The organism is Variovorax sp. CF313 (assembly GCF_000282635.1).
Classification (GTDB): domain Bacteria; phylum Pseudomonadota; class Gammaproteobacteria; order Burkholderiales; family Burkholderiaceae_C; genus Variovorax.
Map to the genome: position 1 here is coordinate 51,249 of NZ_AKIW01000013.1, position 25,707 is coordinate 76,955.

General features: G+C 65.1%; 24 protein-coding genes and 1 other RNA gene. 19 read left to right on the top strand and 6 right to left on the bottom strand.

Annotated features, from left to right (window positions below):
- Positions 1–7 precede the first annotated feature (7 nt).
- On the bottom strand, positions 8–598 hold the full coding sequence (locus PMI12_RS03980; protein WP_007829373.1) for a DUF2059 domain-containing protein: 591 nt from the start codon (positions 596–598) through the stop codon (positions 8–10).
- On the bottom strand, positions 595–3,240 hold the full coding sequence (gene gyrA / locus PMI12_RS03985) for a DNA gyrase subunit A (protein WP_007829380.1): 2,646 nt from the start codon (positions 3,238–3,240) through the stop codon (positions 595–597). Before gyrA ends, PMI12_RS03980 begins: the two co-directional genes overlap by 4 nt.
- Positions 3,241–3,464: 224 nt before the next feature.
- On the opposite strand from gyrA, the gene ompA reads away from it, so the two are divergent.
- The 4 genes from ompA to ssrA all read left to right on the top strand — a co-directional run bounded on the left by ompA (position 3,465) and on the right by ssrA (position 6,038).
- On the top strand, positions 3,465–4,115 hold the full coding sequence (ompA, locus tag PMI12_RS03990; RefSeq protein WP_007829381.1) for an outer membrane protein OmpA: 651 nt from the start codon (positions 3,465–3,467) through the stop codon (positions 4,113–4,115).
- A gap of 132 nt (positions 4,116–4,247) precedes the next feature.
- Entirely contained in the window at positions 4,248–4,976 is a 729-nt protein-coding gene (gene ubiG / locus PMI12_RS03995) for a bifunctional 2-polyprenyl-6-hydroxyphenol methylase/3-demethylubiquinol 3-O-methyltransferase UbiG (protein WP_007829382.1), read from the top strand.
- A complete protein-coding gene (locus tag PMI12_RS04000) occupies positions 4,976–5,641 on the top strand; it encodes an HAD family hydrolase (RefSeq protein WP_042672795.1) in 666 nt (221 codons plus the stop codon). The genes ubiG and PMI12_RS04000 overlap by 1 nt, the downstream gene beginning before the upstream one ends.
- A 12-nt stretch (positions 5,642–5,653) precedes the next feature.
- Positions 5,654–6,038: a transfer-messenger RNA gene (gene ssrA, locus PMI12_RS28005) on the top strand.
- A 67-nt stretch (positions 6,039–6,105) separates the two neighbouring features.
- Here ssrA and PMI12_RS04005 read toward each other — a convergent pair.
- Together PMI12_RS04005 and PMI12_RS04010 are read right to left on the bottom strand one after the other, a co-directional pair.
- Positions 6,106–6,309, bottom strand: a complete 204-nt coding sequence (locus PMI12_RS04005) for a hypothetical protein (protein WP_007829384.1) — start codon at positions 6,307–6,309, stop codon at positions 6,106–6,108.
- A gap of 9 nt (positions 6,310–6,318) precedes the next feature.
- Positions 6,319–6,594, bottom strand: a complete 276-nt coding sequence (locus tag PMI12_RS04010) for a hypothetical protein (protein ID WP_007829385.1) — start codon at positions 6,592–6,594, stop codon at positions 6,319–6,321.
- Positions 6,595–6,941: 347 nt separating this feature from the next.
- Here PMI12_RS04010 and PMI12_RS04015 point away from each other — a divergent pair, with 347 nt between their 5' ends.
- The 12 genes from PMI12_RS04015 (at position 6,942) to ntrC (ending at position 20,561) form a co-directional block, all read left to right on the top strand.
- On the top strand, positions 6,942–8,513 hold the full coding sequence (locus tag PMI12_RS04015) for a class I SAM-dependent methyltransferase (RefSeq protein ID WP_237726042.1): 1,572 nt from the start codon (positions 6,942–6,944) through the stop codon (positions 8,511–8,513).
- Positions 8,514–8,550: 37 nt separating this feature from the next.
- Complete coding sequence (ggt, locus tag PMI12_RS04020; RefSeq protein WP_007829388.1) at positions 8,551–10,287, top strand: gamma-glutamyltransferase; 1,737 nt, start codon at positions 8,551–8,553, stop codon at positions 10,285–10,287.
- Between the two features lie 61 nt (positions 10,288–10,348).
- Positions 10,349–11,098, top strand: a complete 750-nt coding sequence (locus PMI12_RS04025) for a pseudouridine synthase (RefSeq protein ID WP_007829390.1) — start codon at positions 10,349–10,351, stop codon at positions 11,096–11,098.
- A 90-nt stretch (positions 11,099–11,188) separates the two neighbouring features.
- Complete coding sequence (locus PMI12_RS04030) at positions 11,189–12,196, top strand: YncE family protein (RefSeq protein WP_007829392.1); 1,008 nt, start codon at positions 11,189–11,191, stop codon at positions 12,194–12,196.
- Positions 12,180–12,992 carry a polysaccharide deacetylase family protein gene (locus tag PMI12_RS04035; protein ID WP_007829395.1) on the top strand — a complete coding sequence of 271 codons (813 nt, stop codon included), beginning with the start codon at positions 12,180–12,182 and terminating at the stop codon, positions 12,990–12,992. Before PMI12_RS04030 ends, PMI12_RS04035 begins: the two co-directional genes overlap by 17 nt.
- A 13-nt stretch (positions 12,993–13,005) precedes the next feature.
- The gene (locus PMI12_RS04040) at positions 13,006–13,980 is read left to right on the top strand and encodes a sterol desaturase family protein (protein ID WP_007829397.1); all 975 of its coding nucleotides are present in this window, start codon (positions 13,006–13,008) and stop codon (positions 13,978–13,980) included.
- A gap of 50 nt (positions 13,981–14,030) precedes the next feature.
- Positions 14,031–14,921, top strand: a complete 891-nt coding sequence (locus PMI12_RS04045) for an EI24 domain-containing protein (RefSeq protein ID WP_007829399.1) — start codon at positions 14,031–14,033, stop codon at positions 14,919–14,921.
- A complete protein-coding gene (locus tag PMI12_RS04050; RefSeq protein ID WP_007829401.1) occupies positions 14,918–15,718 on the top strand; it encodes a competence/damage-inducible protein A in 801 nt (266 codons plus the stop codon). Before PMI12_RS04045 ends, PMI12_RS04050 begins: the two co-directional genes overlap by 4 nt.
- 146 nt (positions 15,719–15,864) lie before the next feature.
- Positions 15,865–17,280 (top strand): type I glutamate--ammonia ligase, encoded by a 1,416-nt coding sequence (gene glnA / locus PMI12_RS04055; RefSeq protein ID WP_007829403.1) that lies wholly within the window; start codon positions 15,865–15,867, stop codon positions 17,278–17,280.
- A 135-nt stretch (positions 17,281–17,415) separates the two neighbouring features.
- Positions 17,416–17,922: a hypothetical protein gene (locus PMI12_RS04060; protein ID WP_007829405.1), complete on the top strand. Its 507-nt coding sequence runs from the start codon at positions 17,416–17,418 to the stop codon at positions 17,920–17,922.
- 4 nt (positions 17,923–17,926) lie between these two features.
- The gene (gene glnL, locus PMI12_RS04065) at positions 17,927–19,006 is read left to right on the top strand and encodes a nitrogen regulation protein NR(II) (RefSeq protein WP_007829407.1); all 1,080 of its coding nucleotides are present in this window, start codon (positions 17,927–17,929) and stop codon (positions 19,004–19,006) included.
- Between the two features lie 22 nt (positions 19,007–19,028).
- Positions 19,029–20,561, top strand: a complete 1,533-nt coding sequence (ntrC, locus tag PMI12_RS04070; protein ID WP_007829409.1) for a nitrogen regulation protein NR(I) — start codon at positions 19,029–19,031, stop codon at positions 20,559–20,561.
- Positions 20,562–20,663: 102 nt separating this feature from the next.
- Here ntrC and PMI12_RS04075 read toward each other — a convergent pair whose 3' ends face one another.
- Both PMI12_RS04075 and xth read right to left on the bottom strand, forming a co-directional pair.
- Entirely contained in the window at positions 20,664–21,191 is a 528-nt protein-coding gene (locus PMI12_RS04075) for a hypothetical protein (RefSeq protein ID WP_007829410.1), read from the bottom strand.
- Between the two features lie 3 nt (positions 21,192–21,194).
- Entirely contained in the window at positions 21,195–21,980 is a 786-nt protein-coding gene (gene xth / locus PMI12_RS04080; protein WP_007829412.1) for an exodeoxyribonuclease III, read from the bottom strand.
- Positions 21,981–22,396: 416 nt separating this feature from the next.
- Here xth and PMI12_RS04085 point away from each other — a divergent pair, with 416 nt between their 5' ends.
- From PMI12_RS04085 to PMI12_RS04095, 3 genes are read left to right on the top strand one after another with little or no spacing between them, the layout of a single operon-like run.
- Positions 22,397–23,710, top strand: coding sequence for an MFS transporter (locus PMI12_RS04085; protein WP_086012090.1), 1,314 nt, complete (start codon positions 22,397–22,399; stop codon positions 23,708–23,710).
- A gap of 32 nt (positions 23,711–23,742) precedes the next feature.
- On the top strand, positions 23,743–24,936 hold the full coding sequence (locus PMI12_RS04090; protein WP_007829421.1) for a serine hydrolase domain-containing protein: 1,194 nt from the start codon (positions 23,743–23,745) through the stop codon (positions 24,934–24,936).
- Between the two features lie 5 nt (positions 24,937–24,941).
- Positions 24,942–25,670: a maleate cis-trans isomerase family protein gene (locus PMI12_RS04095; RefSeq protein WP_007829423.1), complete on the top strand. Its 729-nt coding sequence runs from the start codon at positions 24,942–24,944 to the stop codon at positions 25,668–25,670.
- Positions 25,671–25,707 lie beyond the last annotated feature (37 nt).

Consider the following 25,707-nt stretch of genomic DNA (forward strand, 5'->3'; position numbering starts at 1 on the left):
GTTGCTTTTACTTCTTGGCTGGAGCCTTGGCAGGTGCCTTGGCGGGAGCGGAGCCTTGGGCAGCACCGTCGGTCGGCGCGCCGAGTGCCTTGGCGACGGCGGTGTCGAGTGCGCGCATCTTGGGTTCGACCGAGGCGCGCGTGTCGGACACGAGCTTTTCCGTCAGTGCGGTCTGCATCTTCGGGTTCAGGTCCTGGTACTTCTTGCTCAGGGGCGAGTTGATCCAGGCCAGCAGCTGCTTGAGTTCGTCTTCGTTGAAGTTCTGCTCAAGCAGAGGGGTAAGGGCGCCTGGGGCCAGTTGAATGGCCTTGTCGCGAACGATCGGATAGGTCTCGTCGAAGTACTTCTTCAGTTCGGCGTCGGCAGCCTTGGCGGCGGCTTCGCGCTTGGCTTCAGGCACTTGCGTCTGGAGGTACTGCGAACCCGCCTGTGCGATCGGAGCGCTCGATTGCTCGACCAGGCCGCGTGCCAGCGATTCGATGCCGGGGCGCTGGATGTCGATGAACTGCTTGATGAGCGTGGCCTTGTCCTGGGCCATGGCGGCCATCGAACTGCCAGCCAGGGCGACCGTCAGAAGCGCGAGTTTGATTTTTTTCACTGAGGATTCTCCGTTGAAGATGAGGAAGTACCGTCCGCGTCAGGCTCGGTTTCGCCATTCGCGTCGTTTTCGACGATACGTTGTAGCCCGCTGAGTTTGGCGCCTTCGTCGAGCCCGATCAGCGTAACGCCTTGCGTTGCGCGACCAAGTTCGCGAATTTCGGCAACCCGGGTGCGCACCAGCACGCCCTTGTCGGTGATGAGCATGATCTCATCATCCGCATGCACCAGAGTGGCGGCAACGACCTTGCCGTTGCGCTCACTCTGTTGAATCGCGATCATGCCTTTGGTTCCCCGGCCGTGGCGGGTGTATTCGGTAATGCTTGTCCGCTTTCCGTAACCATTTTCCGTGGCGGTGAGCACGCTTTGCTGCTCGTCCTCGGCCACCAGCATGGCGATCACGCCCTGGCCCGGCTCCAGCGACATGCCGCGCACGCCGCGGGCGTTGCGGCCCAGCGGCCGGACGTCTTCCTCGTCGAAGCGCACGGCTTTTCCGTTGTCGCTGAAGAGCATCACGTCGTGCTTGCCGTCGGTGAGTGCCGCGCCGATCAGGTAATCGCCTTCATCGAGGTTCACGGCAATGATGCCGCCCTTGCGCGGATTGTTGAACTCGTCGAGCGCCGTCTTCTTGACCGTGCCCATCGAGGTTGCCATGAATACGTATTGGTCGGCCGGGAAGTTGCGCTTATCGCCGGTCAGGGCGAGGGCGACGTTGATCTTCTCGCCTTCCTGCAGCGGGAACATGTTGACGATGGGGCGTCCGCGCGAGCCGCGTGAACCCGCCGGCACTTCCCACACCTTGAGCCAATACAGCCGGCCGCGGTTCGAGAAGCACAGGATGTAGTCGTGCGTGTTGGCGATGAAAAGCTGGTCGATCCAGTCGTCTTCCTTCGTGGCCGTGGCCTGCTTGCCGCGACCACCGCGTTTTTGTGCGCGGTATTCGCCCAGCGGCTGGCTCTTGATGTAGCCGCTGTGCGAGAGCGTGACGACCATGTCGGTCGGCGTGATCAGGTCTTCGGTCGAGAGGTCGTAGGCGCTGTGCTCCACCAGGCTGCGGCGCGCGCCGGTCTTCGACTGGCCGAACTCCTGCTTGATGGTGCCGAGTTCTTCGCCAATGATGGTCGAGACGCGTTCGGGCTTGGCGAGGATGTCGAGCAGGTCGTCGATCTCGGCCATCACGTCCTTGTATTCGGCGACGATCTTGTCCTGCTCGAGGCCGGTCAGGCGCTGCAGGCGCATCTGCAGGATTTCCTGGGCTTGCGTTTCCGACAGGCGGTAGAGGCCGTCGCCGCCCATGCCGAACTCGCGCTCGAGGCCTTCGGGGCGGTAGTCGTCCGCGTTGATCACGCCGCCGTCGGCGCGCGTGCGCGTGAGCATTTCGCGCACCAGCTTGCTGTCCCAGCTGCGGGTCATCAGCTCGGCCTTGGCAACGGGTGGCGTGGGCGATTCGCGGATGATGCGGATGAATTCGTCGATGTTGGCTAGCGCCACCGCCAGGCCTTCGAGCACGTGGCCGCGTTCGCGGGCCTTGCGCAGCGTGAAGACGGTGCGGCGCGTGACCACTTCGCGGCGGTGCTGCAGGAATACCTGGATCAGGTCCTTCAGGTTGCACAGCTTGGGCTGGCCGTCGACCAGCGCCACCATGTTGATGCCGAAGGTGTCCTGCAGCTGCGTCTGCTTGTAGAGGTTGTTGAGCACCACCTCGGGCACTTCGCCGCGCTTGAGCTCGATCACCAGGCGCATGCCCGACTTGTCGGACTCGTCCTGGATGTGGCTGATGCCTTCGATCTTCTTCTCGTGCACCAGCTCGGCCATGCGTTCCTGCAGCGTCTTCTTGTTGACCTGGTAGGGGAGCTCGTCGACGATGATCGCCTGGCGCTGGCCGCGGTCGATGTCCTCGAAGTGGCATTTGGCGCGCATCACGACCTTGCCGCGGCCGGTGCGGTAGCCGTCCTTCACGCCGTTGATGCCGTAGATGATGCCGGCGGTGGGGAAGTCGGGCGCTGGCACGATTTCCATCAGCTCGTCGATGCTGGCTTCGGGGTTGCGCAGCAGGTGCAGGCAGGCGTCGACAACCTCATTCAGGTTGTGCGGCGGGATATTGGTGGCCATACCGACCGCAATACCGCCGGAGCCATTGACCAGCAAATTCGGCAACTGGCTGGGCAGCACTTTCGGTTCTTTTTCCGAACCGTCGTAATTGTCCTGAAAGTCGACAGTTTCCTTATCGATATCGGCCAGCATTTCGTGCGCAATTTTGGCCAGCCGGATTTCCGTATACCGCATTGCGGCCGCGTTGTCTCCATCGACCGACCCGAAGTTGCCCTGGCCGTCGACCAGCATGTGGCGCATCGAGAAATCCTGGGCCAGTCGCACGATGGTGTCGTAGACCGACTGGTCGCCGTGCGGGTGATATTTACCGATCACGTCGCCGACGATACGGGCCGACTTCTTGTATGGCCGGTTCCAATCGTTGTTGAGCTCATGCATCGCGTACAGCACGCGCCGGTGCACGGGCTTGAGGCCATCGCGGGCGTCGGGGAGCGCTCGGCCCACGATCACGCTCATGGCGTAATCGAGATAGCTGCTGCGCATTTCCTCTTCGAGACTGATGGGCAGGGTTTCTTTTGCGAAGGAGGTCATGAGCAAGGGGCTGGCGGCAGGAAGGCGAAATTTTACGCTGTGAGGGGTGTCGCACCGCCGCAACACAAGCGGCCTATTCCGCCTCCGTCCTACGCTTCCGGGCTGTCCAGCGGCCTGTTTGCCAAAGACCCTATGGCACAATCGCCTCAACGTTTTGGGTGGTGGTCACTTAAAGCGTCCTTGATTCGCAGCGCGGCTGCGGCTTTTTCCCCAAGAGGAGAACCATGAAGAAACTGAATAAAGTGGCGATGATGTTTGCAGTCGCTGCGCTCGCCACTGCCGCCGGCGCGCAGACCCGTGTCACCGCTGCGGACGGCGGTCCTACGATCGACAACTGGCAAAACGGCACCGGCGAACTGGTTTGGAAGAACGGCACGAATGAACTGTGCTGGCGCGATGCCAACTGGACGCCGGCTACGGCTGCCGCTGGTTGCGACGGCGCTCTGGTTCCTGCTGCTCCGGCTGCTGTTGCTCCGACCCCTGCTGCTCCGGCCGCACCGGCCGCGCCGCAAGTCGCTGCCAACAAGGTGACCTTCGCTGCTGACGCCTTCTTCGACTTCGACAAGTCGGTTCTGAAGCCCGAAGGTCGCGCCAAGCTGACCGATCTGGTCGAGAAGATCCGTGGCGTGAACCTCGAAGTCATCATCGCTGTGGGCCACACCGATTCGATCGGTACGGACGCCTACAACCAGCGTCTGTCGGTGCGTCGCGCCGAAGCCGTCAAGGCCTTCCTGGTCTCGAAGGGCATCGAACGCAACCGCGTCTACACCGAAGGCAAGGGCGAGAAGCAGCCTGTGGCTGACAACCGCACCAAGGAAGGCCGTGCCAAGAACCGTCGCGTGGAAATCGAAGTGGTCGGCACTCGCGCCAACTAATCAGTCGATTCCATCGATCATGAAAACCCCGCCTAGGCGGGGTTTTTTTATGGCCGTCGAATTCGCGATTGATCTTTTGTCGGCAAAGCCGACACGGTGCTTATCGGTCATTGCTCGTTTCATAATCGCTGTATGACAGAAAATGTGAATGCGGATCCCGCCGAACTGGCCAAGTTTTCAGAGCTCGCACATCGTTGGTGGGATTTGGAGAGCGAATTCCGCCCGTTGCATGAAATCAATCCGCTGCGCCTGGACTGGATTGACGGAATTGCGCCAATTTCGCAGCGCCGCGTGCTTGATATCGGCTGCGGCGGCGGCATCCTGGCCGACTCGATGGCTCGCAAGGGCGCCGAGGTGCTGGGCATCGACCTTGCGGGCAAGGCGCTCAAGGTCGCGCAACTGCATGCGCTCGAGGCCGGCACCCGCGGAGTGAAGTACCGCGAAATCAGTGCTGAGGCGCTGGCTGCCGAACAGCCCGGCAGCTTTGATGTCGTCACCTGCATGGAGATGCTCGAGCATGTGCCGCAGCCGGCCTCGGTGATCCAGGCCTGCTCAGCGCTCGTCAAGCCCGGCGGTTGGGTGTTCTTCTCGACGATCAACCGCAATCTGAAGTCGTTCATGTTTGCGATCGTGGGCGCCGAGTACGTCCTCGGCATGCTGCCGCGCGGGACCCACGAATATGCAAAGCTGATCCGGCCCAGCGAACTGGCCGGCTACTGCCGCGCGGCGGGCTTGGATCTGCGGCACACCCGCGGCATGGAGCACAACCCGTTGACCCGGCGCTACTGGCTCAGCGGCGACACCAGCGTCAACTACATGTTCGCCACGCAGAAGCCGGCCTCGCCGGATTCAAGGAAATGATGGGCGCGCAGACGCGGGCCGTGCTGTTCGACCTCGACGGCACGCTGATCGACAGTGCGCCCGATCTGGGTGCTGCAGCCGACAAGATGCGCACCGATCGCGGCCTCCATTCATACCCGCTGGAGCGCTACCGCCCCATGGCCGGAGCAGGCGCGCGCGGCATGCTCGGTATCGCTTTCGGCATCACGCCGGATTCGCCCGAGTTCAATGAGCTGCGCGAAGAGTTCTTCGTGGCTTATGAGCGCCGCATGCTGCTCAACACGCAGGTATTCGACGGCATCCAGGCGCTGATCGAGGCGCTGCGCGAGCTTGGGTTGCTGTGGGGCGTCGTCACCAACAAGTCGATGCGCTTTACCGATCCGCTGACGCGCGCCATTCCGCTTTTCGCGAGTGCGGGCGCGGTAGTGAGCGGTGACACCACGCCATTTGCGAAGCCGCATCCCGAGCCCTTGCATGAGGCGGCGCGCCGGCTCGGCGTGCCATCGGAGGCATGTGTCTACGTCGGCGACGACGAGCGCGACATCATCGCGGGCCGGGCTGCGGGCATGCGCACGGTTGCGGCGACCTATGGCTACATGGGGCCGCAGGCCGATTCAACGCTCTGGCAGGCGGATGCTTCAATCTCTTCGCCCCTTGAGCTCTTGAAGTTACTCAATAGAGCCTAAAATGTGAGGCTTGGGGCTGCACTGGTTTCGACGTGGGTTCGGAGTCGCAGCGGGGCATGTCGAGCTGAATGCGCTCGTAAAACAGATTCAAACAAACTAACTGCAAACGACGAACGTTTCGCACTCGCTGCTTAATTGCCAGTGAGCCTTGCAACAGTTGGCCGATGGGCTGGGCAAGGGGGTCTGGAGCAATCCTGACCTCCCGGCTGCAAGGATAATTACATGGGCTGGCTCCGATCCGGGTACCTTGGGTCGGGGCGAGAAAATAGGGTGCTGGCGTCCGGTTTAGCGTGTGACTGCGCGACTCCGGAAGCGAGACTCAAATCAGATCACTAAACATGTAGAACTGCGCGATGAAGGCTTGCGGACGGGGGTTCAAATCCCCCCAGCTCCACCACATTTCTCAACGCGAGCCTCTCTGAACATGGGCTTGCAGATGCTGGACCATGTCCAGCGACCCAGACTCAGTTGCACTGGAACAGGACGCCCTGTTCTGCAGGCGCCTTGCCGAGCCAGCGCGGCGTCTTGCTTTGCGCGTCGCAATAGTCCGAGGCTTGTACGTACGTCTTGGCCCGCAGCACGCCGTCGCGAACCTGCGTCACTTCGTTGGGGGGTGTCGAGCAGCCGGTGAGGACCAAGGCAAGCGGAAGCAGTGTGCGCCAATTCATCGGGTCATTCTAAGACCGGCGATCGCTGGAGCCGGGCCCGCGCTCGGGGTAGAGATACTTGAAGTATTCACCGGACTTGCCGAACAACTGGTGCGCCAACCGCACGGGATCTTCACTCTTGTGCTTCTCGTAGAGCACAGGCCCCCAGATGATGAAGCCGTCGATGCTGAGGCTTCTCGGCGAAGGCTCGATGGCCTTCCACGCGTGCGCGAACTTCGAGATCCAGGCCAGCGCTTCCTTGAGCGCGTGATTGGGCGCAGCGGTTGTTTCTTCGGTCAGAGACATGGCAGGTATCCTTTCTGAAAAGACTGTATAAATATACAGTAAACTGTGTCCCGGCCGAAATTTCTCCTTGACGGGTAACCGTCCCCCGCTGGTCAACCTGTGCGGGGACCTCGATGCATGCCAAGCAGAGAGGCTTTCAAGCCCAGCCCTCGCGGCTGGGCTTTTTTCTGTGCCATTCGCGCGGCCTGCTCGGGCTCGTTTTTTTGCTCGAACGCGGGCTATAGTCGGCCAGCGTTGTCACATTGCATTTGCTGCAATCCATCGCTGCCCGCGGTGCCCGTACCAAGGCACTGCCGCTTGCCCAGATCCCGAAAAGGACGCCCGTGCCGGATTCGCTGACTTCAGAGTTGACCACTTACTACGACACGGTGCCCTATGATTCGCATCCGTTTCCACAGTCGGCAATGGAGCATCTGGAAGCGCTGGCATTTCTCTTCGGGCTCGATGTTCCGTCTCCTGCAACGGCCCGCGTGCTGGAGCTCGGCTGCGCGGCCGGCGGCAACCTGATTCCCTTTGCGGCGCGCCACCCCGAGGCTTCTGCGATCGGCGTCGACCTCTCGACGGTGCAGGTGGCGCAGGGCATGGCGGCCATCGGGCGCGCCGGGCTGTCGAACATCGAGCTCAAGGCCTTCAACCTTGCGGACATCGACGCCTCGTTCGGCCAGTTCGACTACATCGTGTGCCACGGCGTCTACAGCTGGGTGCCGGGCCCGGTGCAGGACGCGATCCTGCGCATCTGCTCGGAGAACCTCGCGCCGAGCGGCGTGGCCTACGTGAGCTACAACGTGTACCCCGGCTGGAAGGCGCGCGAGATCGTGCGCGACGCAATGATCCTGCGCGGTGGCCCACGCGATACGCCCGACGAAAAGCTGTCCTATGCACGCGGCATGCTCGATTTCCTCGAGCAGTCGGCCCGCGCCGACAGCGTGCTCAAGAAGACGCTCGAGGAGGCGATGCCGATCGTGCGCAGCGCCAACAGCTCGTACCTGCTGCACGAGTTCCTCGAGCCCTGCAACGCCCCGTGCTATTTCAAGGAGTTCGTGGCGCGCGCGAACGTTCATGGCCTCGCCTACCTGGCCGATGCGGAGCCGTCGACGATGTTCGTGCAGAACTACGGCGACAAGGTGCGCGATCCGCTGCTGCGCGAATGCGGCGGCAGCCAGGTCATGATGGAGCAGTACCTCGACTTCCTGGTCAATCGCACCTTCCGCCAGACCCTGCTGGTCAAGCAGGAGCAGGCCAGGCATATCCGCTACAAGCTGGAGCCCGCGCGCATCCGTTTGCTCGAGTTCGCCGGCGTCTTCAAGGCCGACGGCGGCGAGGCGCTCACGCTCGATGCCCGCGAGCAGCCGTGCAGCGCGATCCAGGGCCGCAAGGTCACGCTGCGGGTACCGGTGCACAAGGCGGTGGCGCATCTGCTCGACATGCGTTATCCGGCGTCGATGTCGGTCCCGGCCCTCATCGAGGCCACCTCCGCGCTCACGGCGCAGCCGCCCGCCGAAGTCGAGGCGGCCGTGCTGGCCATGCTCGAGGAGCTGCTGATCCTCGGCGCCCTGCGCATCCGCCGCACTGCGGTGCCGGCGGCCGACGCGATTTCCGACCGGCCGCGGGTCCTGCCCGCTGTTCGGGGTGCTTCCGGCCTTGCGTCAGGCGCCGGTGCCACAGCCAACACCTGCAATCAATGGCACGAGCCCGTGGTGCTGACGCTGCTCGAGCGAAGCCTGCTGCCGCTGCTCGACGGCACACACTCGCACGACGCCCTGGCTGAGCATCTCGAAGCGGAAGTGCGCAGCGATCGCCTGCGCTTCGTCAAGGACGACAAGCCGCTGACCGACCCGCCGGCAGTCAAGGAATTCGCCCGCCAGCAGGTCGCGCTGGCACTCGACGCCCTGCGCCGCAAGGCACTGCTGACGGCCTGAACTTCATTCTTCATCACGCCCAAGAGGAGACTTTCACATGCAACAAATCCAATGGACCCCGAAGCTGCGCGCTGCCGTCGCCGCGGTGCTCGCGCTGGCGGCCGCCGGCGCGTCGAATGCCGCGTCGGTGGCGCCCGTCGCATCCGAGCACGGCATGGTCGTGAGCGCGCAGCACCTGGCCAGCAAGGTCGGCGTCGACGTGCTCAAGCGCGGCGGCAACGCGGTCGATGCGGCGGTGGCCGTGGGCTATGCGCTGGCGGTGGTGTATCCGGCCGCCGGCAATCTCGGCGGCGGCGGCTTCATGACCGTGCAGCTGGCCGATGGCCGCAAGACCTTCCTCGACTTCCGCGAGAAGGCGCCGCTGGCCGCCACGGCCAACATGTACCTCGACAAGGACGGCAACGTCATCAAGGGCCTGAGCACCAACGGGCACCTCGCCGTGGGCGTGCCGGGCTCGGTCTCCGGCATGGAGTACGCGCGCGAAAAGTACGGCACGATGAAGCGAGCCGACCTGATCGCCCCGTCGATCCAGCTGGCCGACAAGGGCTTCGCGCTGGAGCAGGGCGACATCGACATGCTGCTCACGGCCACCAACGATTTCAAGAAGGACCCCGTCTCCGGCGCGATCTTCCTCAACAAGGGCGAACCTTTCGCCGTCGGCCAGAAGCTGGTGCAGAAAGACCTCGCCAGGACGCTGAAGGAAATCAGCGCCAAGGGCACCGACGGGTTCTACAAGGGCTGGGTGGGCCAGGCCATCGTGGCTTCCAGCCAGGCCGGCAAGGGCATCATCACGCAGGCCGACCTCGACCAGTACAAGACGCGCGAACTCGCGCCGGTCGAGTGCGACTACCGCGGCTACCGCGTGGTGTCGGCGCCGCCGCCCAGCTCGGGCGGCGTGATCATCTGCGAGATGCTCAACATCCTCGAGGGCTATCCGCTCAAGGACCTGGGCTTCCGCTCGGCGCAATCGGTGCACTACCAGATCGAAGCCATGCGCCATGCCTACGTGGACCGCAACAGCTACCTGGGCGACCCCGACTTCGTGAAGAACCCGCTCGAGCGACTGCTCGACAAGGGCTACGCCGAGAAGATCCGCGCCGTCATCGACCCGAAGAAGGCCGGCGTCTCGAAGGACATCAAGCCCGGCGTGGCGCCGCATGAAGGCAGCAACACCACCCACTATTCGATCACCGACCAGTGGGGCAACGCGGTGTCGGTCACCTACACGCTGAACGACTGGTTCGGCGCCAAGGTCACGGCTGCCAAGACCGGTGTGCTGCTGAACAACGAGATGGACGACTTCACCGCGAAGGTGGGTGTGCCCAACCTCTACGGCCTGGTGCAGGGCGAGGCCAACAAGATCGAGCCGGGCAAGCGCCCGCTGAGCTCGATGAGCCCGACCATCGTGTCGAAGGACGGCAAGCCGGTGTTCGTGGTCGGCACGCCGGGCGGCAGCCGCATCATCACGGCCGTGCTGCACACCATCCTGAACGTCGTCGACTACGGCATGAACGTACAGGAGGCCGTCGACGCGCCGCGCTTCCACCAGCAGTGGCTGCCCGACGTCACCAACGTCGAGACCTTCGCGCTGAGCCCCGACACGCGCAAGATCCTGACCGACATGGGCCACAACCTGGGCGTGCCGCAGCCGGCCAACCACCTGGCGGCGATCATCGTCGGTGCGCCATCCCTTGGCGGCAAGCCGGTCGGCGCCAACCGCTTCTATGGCGCCAACGACCCCCGCCGCAACACCGGCCTGGCCGCCGGCTACTGATACTGCGGCAAACTAGAAGGCGGTCGTGCCCTTGTCGGCACGGCCGCCTTTTTCAATTTTCATGCACCTGCAAGACATCCTCTACACCCAAGGCTTCGGCACGCGCCGCGTGTGCGCGGGCCTGGTCCAGCAAGGCCACGTGACCGTCGCGGGCCAGGCGGTGACCGACCCCTTTGCCGATCTCGATCCCGACGGCCTGCTTTTCACCGTCCAGGGCACCGCGTGGGCGTACCACGAGAAGGCCTATCTGATGCTGCACAAGCCGGCCGGCACCGAGTGCTCCCAGAAGCCCTCGACCTACCCGAGCATCTACACGCTGCTGCCGTCGCCGCTGCGCCTGCGCCCCAACAAGGGGGCGGTGCAGGGCGTGCAGGCGATCGGCCGGCTCGACCAGGACACCACCGGCCTGCTGCTGATGACCGACGACGGTCAGTTCATCCACAAGATGGGTTCGCCCAAGCATCATGTGCCGAAGGTCTATGAAGTGACGGCCAAGCACCCGGTGGACGAAGCGCAGATCGCGAAGCTGCTGGCCGGCGTCGTGCTCGACGACGACCCGAAGCCCGTGCGCGCGGCCGCTTGCGAATCCGACAGCCCGCTGCACCTGCGGCTCACGCTCACCGAGGGCAAATACCACCAGGTCAAGCGCATGCTGGCGGCGGTCGGCAATCGGGTCGAGGGACTGCATCGTTCGCGCATCGGCGACCTGGCGCTGCCCGGCGACCTGGCACCGGGGCAGTGGCGGTGGCTGACGGCCGAAGAGGTCGCGGCGCTGCGCGCGCCGGCCAAGCCGGCGAAACCGGCGAAATAGAGGGGAAAAGCGAGCGAAAGAGCGTATTCCCGGTCAGCCAGCCATAAGACCTGGCCGTTAAGATTCGCAGCTCTCTCTCGGAACCTTCCCTTGCGACTCCCTGCTCGACCGAACGGCCGCACCGCGGCCTTCCTGCTTTCCTGTCTGACGGCCCTGGCGGCACACACCGCTGCTGCCGCGCCGGCCGAACCTCCGCCGATCTTCGTGCTCAACTCGCTGGATGCCAACGTGAGCGTGATCAATCCGGTCGACTGGACGGAAAAGCAGCGCATCGCCACCGGCAAGGAGCCGCACCACCTCTACATGACGCCCGACGAGAAATCGGTCATCGTGGCCAACTCGGCGGGCGATTCGCTGACCTTCCTGAACCCCCGCACGGCCGAAGTGCAGCGCGTGGTCTACGGAATCATCGATCCGTACCAGCTGCAGTTCTCGCGCGACATGAAGTGGTTCGTCACGGCGGGCAACCGCCTGAACCACGTCGACATCTACCGCTGGGACGGGAAAGACCTGAAGCTGGCCAAGCGCATCGCCAGCGGCAAGACGCCCAGCCACATCTGGATCGACAACACCAGCACCATCGCCTACGTGACGATGCAGGACAGCGACGAGATGATCGCCATCGACCTGCCCACGCAGACCGTCAAGTGGCGCACCGCCACCGGCACCATGCCGGCCGACATCTTCGGCGTGCACAACGACAAGACCCTGCTGGTGGGGCTGACCGGCAGCGACGGCGTGCAGGTGTTCGACGTGGCCGGCGCCGAGCCGAAGCTGGTCGGCAAGATCCCCACCGGCAAGGGCGCCCACGCCTTCCGTTCGGCCGGCGACGGCAAGAGCGTGTTCGTGAGCAACCGCGTGGCCAACAGCATCAGCCGGATCGACCTGGCGACGCTGAAGGTCATCGCGAACTATCCCGTGCCCGGTGGCCCCGACTGCATGGACGTCTCGGCCGATGGCAAGACGCTGTACGTGACTTCGCGATGGGCCAAGAAGCTCAGCGTGGTCGACCTGGCCAGCAACAAGGTCGTGCGCCAGGTCAACGTCGGCCGTTCGCCGCACGGTGTCTGGACGCTCGATCATGGCAAGCGCATCTAGCCGCATCGGCGCGGCCCTCGCGTTGTCGCTGGCCGGGGCCCTGGCGCCCGTGGCCTGGGGCGCGCAGCCGGGCGCCACCTGCGAAAAGCCCGTGTACCTGACCTTCGACACCGGCCACATGGGCGTCGCCCCGTTGGTGGCCGACGTGCTCAAGCGGCAGGACGTGCGCGTCACCTTCTTCGCCGCCGCCGAGCGCACCCAGACCGACGGCGACAGCCTCGACGACCATTGGGCGCCGTGGTGGAAGGCGAGGGCGGCCGAGGGCAACGAATTCGGCTCCCACACTTACGACCACGCGTACTGGCGCGCCGACGTCAAGGGCGCGCCGCCGAGCTTCCGCATCAAGCCTTCGGCCGGCCCGCAGGACGGCAAGGAATCGACCTGGAGCGCGGCCGAGTACTGCACCAACATCCGCAAGTCGTCCGACCGCCTGGCCGCCATCACGGGCAAGAAACCGCTGCCGCTGTACCGCGCGCCGGGCGGCAAGACGTCCCCCGCGTTGCTGGCCGCCGCCGAGGGCTGCGGCTACAAGTACGTCGGCTGGGCACCCGCCGGCTTCCTCGGCGACGAACTGCCGAGCGAGAAGTTCAGCAACGCCAGGCTGCTGACGCAGGCGCTCGACACCATTCGCCCTGGCGACATCCTGCTCGCGCACCTGGGCATCTGGTCGCGCAAGGACCCGTGGGCGCCGGCCAACCTCGAGCCGCTGATCGTCGGTCTCAAGGCCAAGGGCTTCTGTTTCCAGACGCTGCGCCAGCATCCGGACTTCCGCGCCTGGATCGCATCCCACCCCTGACCGAGTTGCCGCCATGATCGATTGGCTGACAGACGCCTTTTCCGCCCTGCAGGGCTGGTTCTTCGAGACCGCCGTCCAGCCGCTGGTCTATGCCGTCGGCCTCGGCGGCTGGACCGAGGACGCCTTCGACGCCACCGGCTGGCTGCTGGTCGGCCTCATCCAGATCCTGGTGCTGATCGCGGTCATCGGGCCGCTGCAGCGCTGGCGCTCGGTGGAGCCGGTGGTCGATCGCCATGCGGTCCGCATCGACGTGCTCTACACGCTGATCCACCGCCTCGGCCTGTTCCGGCTGGCGCTGTTCTTCACGCTGCAGCCCTTCTTCGACGACGCACTGGGCAGCCTGCGCACGGCGGGGTGGGGCACCTTTCATCTCGACGAGGTGTGGCCCGGCGTGACCGACGTGCCGGTGGTGGCCTTCGCCATCTACCTCGTGGTGCTCGACTTCGTCGGCTACTGGATCCATCGCGGCCAGCACCAGTTCAACTGGTGGTGGGGCCTGCATTCGCTGCACCACTCGCAGCGCCAGATGACCATGTGGAGCGACGACCGCAACCACCTGCTCGACGACATCGTCCATGACACGCTGATCGTCATCGTGGCGCAGCTGATCGGCGTGGCGCCGGGGCAGTTCATCGCCTTCGTCGCCTTCACGCAGCTCAGCGAAAGCCTGCAGCACGCCAACCTGCGGCTGAGCTTCGGCGCCATCGGCGAGCGGCTGTGGATCAGCCCGCGCTTCCACCGGCTGCACCACAGCATCGGACTGGGGCACGAGTCGAACGGCAAGAGCACGCTGGGCGGCCACAACTTCGGCGTGCTGCTGCCGTGGTGGGACATGCTGTTTCGCACCGCGAACTTCGAGGATCGCTACGACCCGACCGGCATCCGCGACCAGGTCGAGCCGGACGCGAATGGGCGCGTGCGCGACTACGGCCGTGGCTTCTGGGCCCAGCAGTGGCTCGGCCTGAAGCGGATGGCCGGTCGCGGCTGAGGGGCTCCGGGCCCTGAAAGGCGCGTCCGACGCGTTATCCTCGCTGCCTCATGCGCCTGCTCCTCGACTCCTTCTGGCGCGCGGTCGCCTATTGCATGCTGCCGCGCGTGATCGTGCTGTCGCTGCTGCCTTTGGGCCTGATGGTGGTGCTGGCCGCGGGGCTCGGTTACTTCTATTGGGACGACGCGGTTGTATGGACGCGCGGCGCGCTCGACGCCTGGCCGCTGCTGTCGAGCTTCTGGGCCTGGATCGGCCGTCTTTTCTCCGGTGACGTCACTTCCGCACTGGCGTCCCTGGTCGTGGTGTTTGCCGCCACCCCGGTGATCGTGGTGCTCTGCCTGCTGATCGTGGCCGGCTTCATGGCGCCCGCGCTGACGAAGCTGGTGGCCGAACGGCGCTTTCCCTCGCTCGAACAGAAAAAGGGCGCTTCGTTCTTCGGCAGCGTCGCGCGTTCGCTGGGCGTCACCATCCTGGCGCTGATCGCCCTCGTGGTGTCGATGCCGCTGTGGCTCATTCCGCCGCTGGTGCTGATCCTGCCGCCGCTGATCTGGGGCTGGCTCACCTACCGCGTGATGAGCTTCGATGCGCTGGCCGAGCATGCCAGCCCCGAGGAGCGCACCGCACTGCTGCGCGCGCATCGGCTGCCGCTGCTGTGCATCGGCGTGCTTTGCGGCTACCTGGGCGCCGCGCCCAGCATCGTCTGGGCATCGGGCCTGCTGTTCGCCGCCGCCTTCTTCGTGCTGGTGCCGATCGCCATCTGGATCTACACACTGGTCTTCGCCTTCTCGGCGCTCTGGTTCGCGCACTACTGCCTCGACGCGCTGGCGCAGCTGCGCGCTCAGCGCGCCGTGGCCGAAGCGTCGACCGCCGCCGGCACCACGTCGGCCCTCGAAGCCGAGGGAGCCAGCAAGGCCGCACTCTCTCAATGGGGTTCACCATGACACGCGCATTCGGTCTCATCGTCGTCGGCGACGAGATCCTTTCCGGCAAGCGGGCCGACAAGCACATGGCCAAGGTCATCGAGCTGCTCGCCGCGCGCGGCCTGCAGCTCGGCTGGGCGGAGTACGTGGGCGACGAGCCCGCGCGCATCACCGCCGCGCTCATGCGCGCCTTTGCCTCGGGCGACATCGTGTTCTCGACCGGCGGCATCGGCGCCACGCCCGACGACCATACCCGCCAGTGCGCTGCGCAGGCGCTGCGCGTGCCGCTCGCGCTGCACCCCGAAGCCGAGATGCTGATCCGCGAACGCATGCGGGACACGGCGGACGAACAGGGCCTGCCCTATGAGCCCGACCGTCCCGACAACATCCACCGCCTCAACATGGGCGTGTTCCCGCAGGGCGCGACCATCATCCGCAACCCGTACAACAAGATTCCGGGTTTCAGCGTCGACCACGTGCATTTCGTGCCGGGCTTTCCGGTCATGGCCTGGCCCATGATCGAGTCCGTGCTCGACAGTCGCTACGCCGACCTGTTCACCCGCAATGCCGTCGCCGAGAAATCGGTGATCGTTTTCGGTGCCATGGAAGCCACGCTGACCCCGCTCATGCAGGCCATCGAGGCCGCGCACGCCGGCATCAAGGTGTTCAGCCTGCCCAGTGTCGACCACCCTGAATATGGCCGGCACATCGAGCTGGGCGTCAAGGGCGACCCCGGCCGGCTCGATGCCGCCTATGTCCAGCTGATCGAAGGGTTGCACACCTTTGATGCCAAGCTTGGCCCAGAATTGGTGCGTTGATGTCGATTGCACCAACTTGGTGAATTTCCGCCTCTATTTGGGGTTTGCAGCGCTCGCCAAAGCGTCGTCGGGTGAGGCGACAATGGCACAGAAACTGCATCCCTCGTCCCTGTATTCCTAACCACCATCCAACTCAGGAGAAACTGATGGCAAAGACCGTCGCCGATGTACTCAAGCTCGTCAAGGAAAACGAGGTCAAGTTCGTCGACTTCCGCTTCACCGACACCCGTGGCAAAGAGCAGCACGTCACCGTGCCGGTCTCGGCTTTCGATGAAGACAAATTCACCTCGGGCCACGCGTTCGACGGTTCGTCCATCGCCGGCTGGAAGGGCATCGAAGCTTCGGACATGCAGCTCATGCCCGACCCGAACACCGCCAACATCGATCCCTTCTTCGAAGAAACGACGCTGATCCTGACCTGCGACGTGATCGACCCCGCCGACGGCAAGGCCTACGAGCGCGATCCGCGTTCGCTCGCCAAGCGCGCCGAAGCCTACATGAAGGCCTCCGGCCTGGGCGACACCGCCTTCTTCGGTCCGGAACCCGAGTTCTTCGTGTTCGACGGCGTCCGCTGGAAGAACGACATGTCGGGCTGCTTCGTGAAGATCGACTCCGAAGAAGCCTCGTGGAACACCGACAAGGAATACGAGCACGGCAACACCGGCCATCGTCCGGCAGTCAAGGGCGGCTACTTCCCGGTTCCCCCGGTCGACAGCTTCCAGGACATGCGCTCGGAAATGTGCCTGGTGCTCGAATCGCTCGGCATCCCGGTCGAAGTGCATCACCATGAAGTGGCCAACGCCGGCCAGATGGAACTGGGCACCAAGTTCAGCACGCTGGTCCAGCGCGCCGACTGGGTCCAGCTGCAGAAGTACGTGATCCACAACGTGGCCCACGCCTACGGCAAGACCGCCACCTTCATGCCCAAGCCCATCGTCGGCGACAACGGCTCCGGCATGCACGTGCACCAGTCGGTCTGGAAGGACGGCAAGAACCTGTTCGCAGGCGACGGCTACGCAGGTCTCTCGGACTTCGCCCTGCACTACATCGGCGGCATCATCAAGCACGCCCGTGCCCTGAACGCCATCACGAACCCCGGCACCAACAGCTACAAGCGCCTGGTGCCCGGCTTCGAAGCCCCGGTGAAGCTGGCCTACTCGGCCAAGAACCGCTCGGCCTCGATCCGCATCCCGTTCGTGGCCAACCCGAAGGGCCGCCGCGTCGAAGCGCGCTTCCCCGATCCGCTGATGAACCCGTACCTCGGCTTCGCTGCGCTGCTGATGGCGGGCCTCGACGGCGTCGAAAACAAGATCCATCCGGGCGAAGCCGCCAGCAAGGACCTGTACCACCTGCCGCCGGAAGAAGACGCGCTGATCCCGACCGTCTGCCACAGCCTCGACCAGGCCCTGGAATACCTGGACAAGGACCGTGCGTTCCTGACCAAGGGCGGCGTGTTCACCGATGCATACATCGATGCGTACATCGAGCTGAAGATGCAGGAAGTCACGCGCTTCCGCATGGCGACCCACCCGGTCGAGTTCGACATGTACTACTCGCTGTAAAGGCGAGCCCCTGACGGGGATTCAAGACAAAAGGACGGCCTCGGCCGTCCTTTTTCATTGGCCTGGAACATTTGGTCACGGTTGGCATCGAATTGCACGAAAATGCACCTTTGTCGCCGCCCTCCACCGATACACATGAAGACTGCTTCTCTCATTTTTCTGGCCGGTTCATTGATCGCGCTACCGGCGCTCGCGCAGGAGCGCGTCTGGCGTTGCGGCAACGAGTACACCAACAACGCCACCATCGCCCAGCAGAAGGGCTGCAAGGTCATGGAAGGCGGCAACGTCACGGTCGTGCAAGGCACGAAAACTTCGGGCGGCTCCGCGTCGTCCGGTGGCTCTTCCGCGGCACGCGCACCGGCGGGCAGCCCGCGTGTCGAAGGTGTTGACCAGCGCGCGCGCGACGGCGAGGCGCGCTCGGTGCTCGAAGCCGAACTCAAGAAGGCGGAGGCACGCCAGGCCGAGCTGCAGAAGGAATACAACAACGGCGAGCCTGAAAAGCAGGGCAGCGAAGGCCGCAACTACCAGAAGTACCTGGACCGCGTCGCCGAAATGAAGGCCGAGCTGGCGCGCAACGAAAGCGACATCGCCGGCATCCGCCGCGAGATCGGCCGCCTGCCGAACAAGCAGCAACCGCAATAGCCATATGGTGTTCGGGAAGAAGGCGAGCGGCGCCAATCCGCGCTTCCAGTCCTTCGACCTGCTGTCCACCCTCATCGCGGTGGTCAACAGCAACGGCTCGGTGCTGTTTGCCAATGCAGGCCTCGAAGACGCACTGGGCACATCGCGGCGCACCCTCGAGGGGTCGCAGTTCGGTGCGTGCTTTCACGAGCCGCAGGTGCTGCGCACGGCGATCGACGGCGCGAGCAGCAACGACTTCGCCACCCTGCGCTACGAAGCCTTCCTGCGCCGCGTCAACCACGAGCTCATGCCGGTGCAGGTCACGCTCGCGCATGGCGACAAGAAGGGCGAACTCATCATCGAGATGTCGCCGCTCGAGCATCAGGTGCGGCAGGACCGCGAAGAGCGCCTCATCGACCAGGCGCAGGCCAACAAGGAACTCATCCGCAACCTCGCGCACGAGATCAAGAACCCGCTCGGCGGCATCCGCGGCGCGGCACAGCTGCTGCAGATGGAGGTCGAATCGCGCGACCTCATCGAATACACCCAGGTCATCATCCACGAGGCCGACCGGCTGCAGACACTGGTCGACCGCCTGCTCGCGCCGCACCGCCGGCCGCACGTGGTGGGCGACGTCAACATCCACGAGGTGTGCGAGCGCGTGCGCTCGGTCATCCTTGCGGAGTTTCCGCGCGACCTGCACATCGAGCGCGATTTCGACGTGTCGATTCCCGAGTTCCGCGGCGACCGCGAGCAGCTCATCCAGGCCACGCTCAACATCACGCACAACGCCGCGCAGGCGCTGGCCGAGCGCCGCGCGGCCGGCGATGCGCAGATCACTTTCAAGACGCGCGTCGCCCGCCAGGTGATCTTCAACAAGCAGTGGTATCGACTGGCACTGGAATTGCATGTCATCGACAATGGACCGGGTGTGCCGGACACGATCAAGGACCGCATCTTCTATCCGCTGGTATCGGGCAGGGAAGGCGGGACGGGGCTGGGATTGACGCTCGCACAGACTTTTGTGCAACAGCATCACGGCGTGATCGAGTGCGACAGCGTCCCGGGCCGAACCGATTTCAAGATATTGATACCGCTGCCCTAGCAGCCCGGCAACAAGGAGATGCATGAAGCCGATCTGGATAGTTGATGACGACCAATCGATTCGCTTCGTGCTCGAGAAGGCTCTGCTGCGCGAAGACTTGCCCACGCGCAGTTTCACGAACACGCGCGAGGTGCTCGCAGCACTCGAACAGGCCGCCGACGACGATCAGCAAGGTCCCCAGGTCCTGGTGAGCGACATCCGCATGCCCGGCGGCTCCGGGCTCGACCTGCTCGACAAGATCAAGGCCAAACATCCCGGCCTGCCCGTCATCATCATGACGGCCTTTTCAGACCTCGACAGCGCCGTCTCGGCCTTCCAGGGCGGCGCCTTCGAATACCTGCCCAAGCCCTTCGACCTGCCGCGCGCGGTCGAGCTCATCCGCCGCGCCGTCGACGAAAGCCAGCGCGAGGAAGTCGCCGAAGAACGCATGGTCGCCGCGCCCGAGATGCTCGGCCAGGCGCCCGCCATGCAGGACGTTTTCCGCGCGATCGGCCGGCTCTCGCAGAGCAACGTCACGGTGCTCATCACCGGCGAATCGGGCTCGGGCAAGGAACTGGTGGCGCGTGCGCTGCACAAGCACTCGCCGCGCGCCAACGGCCCCTTCGTGGCCATCAACACCGCGGCCATCCCGAAGGACCTGCTCGAGAGCGAACTCTTCGGCCATGAGCGCGGCGCCTTCACCGGCGCGCAGACCATGCGCCGCGGCCGCTTCGAGCAGGCCGAGGGCGGCACGCTGTTCCTCGACGAAATCGGCGACATGCCCTTCGACCTGCAGACGCGCCTGCTGCGCGTGCTGAGCGATGGCCATTTCTACCGCGTGGGCGGCCACAACTCGGTGAAGGCCAACGTGCGCGTGATCGCCGCGACCCACCAGGACCTGGAGCAGCGCGTCAAGCTCGGCGGCTTTCGCGAAGACCTGTTCCACCGCCTCAACGTGATCCGCCTGCGCCTGCCGGCATTGCGCGAACGCGGCGAAGACGTGCCCGCGCTCACGCGCCACTTCCTGCAGGCGAGCGCGCGCCAGCTCGGCGTCGAGCCCAAGCGCATTTCCGACGCGGCGCTGGCCAGGCTCGCGGCCTTCAGCTTTCCGGGCAATGTGCGCCAGCTCGAGAACATCTGCCACTGGCTGACCGTGATGGCACCGGCCCAGCTGATCGAAGCGAAGGACCTGCCGCCCGAGGTGATGGCCGTCGGCGCAGGCGCCGAGGCCCACGTGCCCGAAGCCGTGGCTGCCGCGTCGGCTGCGATGGCCCAGCCCGTCGCATCGCCGCCGATTGCGGCCAGCGGTGAGTCAGCGCCCGTGCCCGCCGTATCCGAATCCACCGAAGCGCATGCAGGCGTGAGCAGTTGGGAAAGCGGCCTGGAGGTCGAGGCGCAGGCGCTGCTGGCGGCGGGCCGCACCGACGTCTGGGACGTGCTCACGCGCCGCTTCGAGTCGAGGCTGATCCTCACGGCCCTGGCCAACACGCGAGGCCGCCGCATCGAGGCCGCGCAGAAGCTCGGCATCGGGCGCAACACCATCACCCGAAAGATCCAGGAACTCGGGATCGAATGAAAAGGCCCTTCGGGGCTTTCTTACGACGCGACCCCAGCAGGGATGCCGCGGAACCGGTTTTGCCGGGCCGCCGGTATCGCCCCCTGCAGGGGGTGTGCCAAGCTACCTGCTGCGCTGGCCGAGCGTCAGCGAATCGATCTGGAATTTCCCGCTCTTGTCCCAGAGCCAGGTGTCAACGTACGTGTGACCGCCCAGCTTGCCCGGATTGGGCAGCGGCGACGTGGCCTTGATCAGTTCGGCAATCATCGGCGGCACTTCGGGCGCATGGCTCGGCGTGCGGCTGAACGTGACGTTCACTACCTTCCCGGTGGCGTCGATCTCGGTCTCGACCACCACCACGGCATACACCAGCGGCGGGATCTTGCCCTTGTAGATGCGGCTTGCGTACTTGTTGTAGATGTGGCGCGCGCCGATCTTGCGGTACGTTCGCACGGCCGGCGTTTGTGCCGTGATCAGGCGCACGGTGGGCACGTTGCGGTCGTCCGGCGCGGCCTCGCCGGCGGGGGCGGTCGCGGTGGCGCCCGTACCGCCTTCGGCCTTGTCGGTGGGCTTCAGCAGGGAGCAGGCGGACAGCGCGAGTGCGGTGGCCACCAATGCGATGCGGCCTGCGATGCGGATGGGCGCGGCCATCGGTCAGGCCCCCTGGTCCAGATCGAGCACCACCGGCGCATGGTCGCTCGGCTTTTCCCATTTGCGCGGCACGCGGTCGATGACGCAGCCCTTCACGCGCGGCACCAGCGGCTGGCTCACCAGGACGTGGTCGATGCGCAGCCCGCGATTCTTCTGGTAGCCCAGCATGCGGTAGTCCCACCACGAATAGCTTTTCTCGGGCTGCTCGAACATGCGAAAGCTGTCTGTCAGGCCCAGTTCGAGCAGCGCCTTGAAATGGTTGCGCTCCTCGGTCGTGTGGTGGATCGTTTCCTTCAGGCCCACCGGGTCGAAGCTGTCGCGGTCTTCCGGCGTGATGTTGAAGTCGCCCAGCAGCACGAGGTTCGGGTTCGACACCATCTCCTGGCGCAGCCAGTCTCGCAGCGCGTCGAGCCACTTCAGCTTGTATTCGAACTTGTCGGTGCCCGGCGCCTGGCCGTTCACGAAGTAGCCGTTGACCACACGCAGCGGACCCGACGGCGTTTCAACGGTGGCCGCGATCACGCGCGACTGGTCGTCGGTGAAGCCACCGATGTTCTTCACCACGTCGCGCATTGGTGCAAGGCTGAGGACCGCCACGCCGTTGTAGGTCTTCTGGCCAAACACCGCCGCTTCGTAGCCGGCCGACTTGAGCACGTCGAGCGGGAACTTGTCGTCGGTCATCTTGAGCTCCTGCAGGCACAGCACGTCGACCGGATTGGCGATGAGCCAGTCGAGCACGTGCTGAAGGCGCGCGGTGAGGGAGTTGACGTTCCAGGTGGCGATTTTCATAAATTATTGTAAGTCATTGATTTCAAATGAAAATTTATCATTTTCAGAGCGTCTTTGGCAGCCTGCACCCCTTGGTGTGCCCGTTCGGCGTTTCGCTTTGCCTCGGTTGGCGTGCATGCAACTGATCAGCTTAGCAAAAGCACTCGAACTTCCTTGCTTCTCGGGTAAGCGGGCGCAACAGCAGCGGCACCGCAGGGCGACGCCGCTGCTAGGTGCTTACCACTATCGTCAACAATATTGTCAACAATAATGTTGACGTTAATTTCAACAAAGCCTAGATTACGCCCGACAGCCTCGGCGGTGCACTGGCCCGGACCAGCCCGACCCGCGACTGCAAAGTTCGCCAGCGTGCCGGGTCCTTTTCCTGCAGGCTGGCATCCGTGCCACTGCAAGGAGACAAACCGATGCAAAACACCATGACGGACGGCGCCAAGGCGACCGCCGCAGCCCCCGACGCCGCCCACCAGCCCACCAAGGTGCGCTGGAAGATCTTCCTGATGATGTTGTTCCTGATCTCGATCAACTACATCGACCGGGCCTCGCTTTCGGTGGCCATGCCGCTGATCGCCAAGGAATTCGACATCGGCCCGGCCGTGCAGGGCCTGCTGCTCAGTTCGTTCTTCTGGACCTATGCGCTGATGCAGATCCCGGGCGGCATGCTGGCCGACCGCTTCGGCCCGCGCGTCGTCATCGCTGGCGCGACCGTGGGCTGGGGCGCCTTCCAGGCCATCGCTGCCCTCTGCACGGGCTGGGTTCCCTTGCTGTTGACGCGGCTGGGCCTGGGCGCGGCCGAGGCGCCGATCTACCCCGCGGGCGGCAAGCTCAACGGCATCTGGATGACCCAGACCGAACGTGGGCGCGGCGCCACCTTGCTCGACGGCGGTGCCCCCCTGGGTGCCGCGTTGGGCGCGATCCTGATCTCGGCATTGATCGCCGTGCTCGGGTCCTGGCGCCTGGCGTTCGTCATCGCCGGCGTCGGCACCGTGGTGGCAGGCTACTTCGCCTGGAGCTACATCCGCAACCATCCACGCCAGCATCCCGGTGTGAACGAGGCCGAAGCGCGCTACATCGAGGCCAGCCACGCTGCCGACGCCGCCAAGGAATCGGCCGACGCGAGCGGCCGGGTGCTCGACTTCTTCCGCTACCGCTCGGTGTGGGGCATGTTCTTCGGCTGGATGTGCTTCAACGCGCTGTTCTACGGCCTGCTCACGTGGATGCCCAACTACCTGTCGAAGGTGCACGGCTTCGACATCAAGCAGATGGGCGGCGCGGTGTTCATCATGTTCTTCTCGGGCTTCGTCGGCGAGATGTTCGGCGGCTGGCTGGCCGACAAGTGGCAGGCGGCCGGTGCCTCGCAGAGCAAGGTGCTGCGCACGCTGTTCGGCATCTCGTCGATCATCGCCACCATCGCCATCTTCATGGTGACCCAGATCAAGGACCCGGTCGCCGTGGTCGTGCTGCTGTCGGTGACGCTGTTCTTCCTGCGCTGGTGCGGCCTGTTCTGGTGCGTGCCGTCGATCCTCGGCACGCGTGCCCGGGTCGGCTTCCTCGGCGGCACCATGAACCTCGGCGGCAATGTCGCGGGCATCGGCGTGCCGATCGTGGTGGGCCTGATCGTGCAGGCGACCGGCTCGTACTTCATGGCGCTGATGCTGTTCACGGCGGCCGGTGCCGGCCTGTTCGTCTGCTCGACGATGCTGATCGACTACAGCAAGAAGCTGCCGGTCTGAGGCACGCAACCGAACCGGAAGGAGACGCTCCCATGTTTGTTTCTCATCTTCGTCTCGCGGCGGGTGCGGTTGCCCTGCACCTTGCCTGCGCCGGCGCGGCCCTGGCCCAGCCGGCGGTCGATGCCGAGCCCGGGATTGCCGTTGCGGTGCCCGAGGCCGTGGGCGTCGACTCCCAGCCGCTGGTGCGGCTGTCGGAGTGGATCCGCAAGGAAAACCTCGACGTGCGCAGCTTCCTCGTGGTCAAGGACGGCAAGCTGGTCTTCGAGCGCTACAGCCAGGGGCTTACGCGCGACCACAACTACGAGCTGTACTCGATCACCAAGAACGTCACGGCGCTGGCGGCCGGCGTGCTGATCGACGAGGGCCGCTCACGCCTCGACGAGAAGATCGCGCCCATTCTGGCCAAGGCGCGTCCCGACCTGAAGGACGCGCTCGCAGATAAGCAGGCCATCGAACTGCGGCACGTGATGTCGATGTCGACCGGCCTGTTCTACGACTTCAAGCCGACCGACGACCCGATCTACTACGGCGCGCCGGACCGCCTGAAGCTCGCGGCCGGCACCACGCCCCGGCGCCCGCCCGGCGAGGCCTTCGACTACACCGACGTCAACCCCATCCTCGCGAGCGCCACGCTGGGCGCCGATGCCGGCATGCCGCTGCAGGCCTTCGCCGAGCAGAAGATCTTCAAGCCGATGGGCATGGTGCACTACGCCTGGGAGCGCGCGGACGACAAGGGGCTCGTGTCCTCCGGCTGGGGTCTGCGGCTGCGCGCCGTCGACATGGCCAAGCTCGGCATGCTGGTGCTCTCGGGCGGCCGCTGGAACGACCGGCAGATCACGTCGCAGGCCTGGATGCGGACCATGACCGCGCCGTCGTCCGCGCCCTGGTACGGGCAGTACTGGTGGATCAACGACATCGTCGCCACCGAGCCCGAGGTGCATGCCATGGGCTTCAAGGGCCAGTTCATCGTGGCGCTGCCGCAGCGCAATGCGGTGGTCGTCATGACGAGCATGCTGCCCATCGAGGGCGGCCTGCGCGAGTCGAAGAACGTGCTGGCGATCCGCCGCATGGTCAACGACTTCGTGCTGCCCGCGCTCGACAACGCCTCGCATGCGAGCCCGACGCCCGCGCGCCGCAAGGCCCTGGCGCGCGAACTCGACTTGGCCGCGCACCACCAGGGCAAGCCCGGCGCACCGGCCGACCCGACCGATACCCCCCGGCTCTGACGACCATGACGCAACGAAAGCTCATCGGCGTGCTGACGCCTTCCTCGAACACCGCGCTCGAACCGCTGACCAGCGCGATGGTCGCGGGCGTGCCTGGCGTCTCCGCGCATTTCTCGCGCTTCACCGTCACCGAGATCTCGATGCGTGACGCCTCGCTGAACCAGTTCGACGACAGCAAGATCCTCGACGCCGCGCGGCTGCTGGCCGACGCGCGTGTGGACACGATCTGCTGGAGCGGCACCTCGGCCAGCTGGCTCGGCTTCGAGAAAGACCAGGCGCTGTGCGCGCGCATCACCGAGGCGACCGGTATCCCGGCCACCACCTCGGTGCTGGCGCTCAACGAACTGCTGGCCGCGCAGGGCGCGCGCACGCTGGGCCTGGTGTCGCCGTATGTCGAGGACGTGCAGCAGCGCATCGTCGCCAACTACGCGGGCATCGGCATCGACTGCGTGGCCGAGCGCCACCTGGACCTGACGGTGAACTTCGCGTTCAGCGAGGTCGAGCCCGACACGCTGCGCCGCATGCTGCGCGAGGTGGCACAACAGCGCCCCGACGGGATCACCATCATGTGCACAAACCTCAGCGGCGCGCAGCTGGTCGAAGAAATGGAGCGCGAGCTAGGCATCCCGATCTACGACTCGGTGGCCACCGTGGTCTGGCGCGCGCTGAAGACGGTCGGCGTCGATCCGAGCGCCGTGAAGGGCTGGGGCCGGCTGTTCGACGCGAAGGCCTGAACGGCCACCACCGACCATCAGACCCAGACATAAAAGC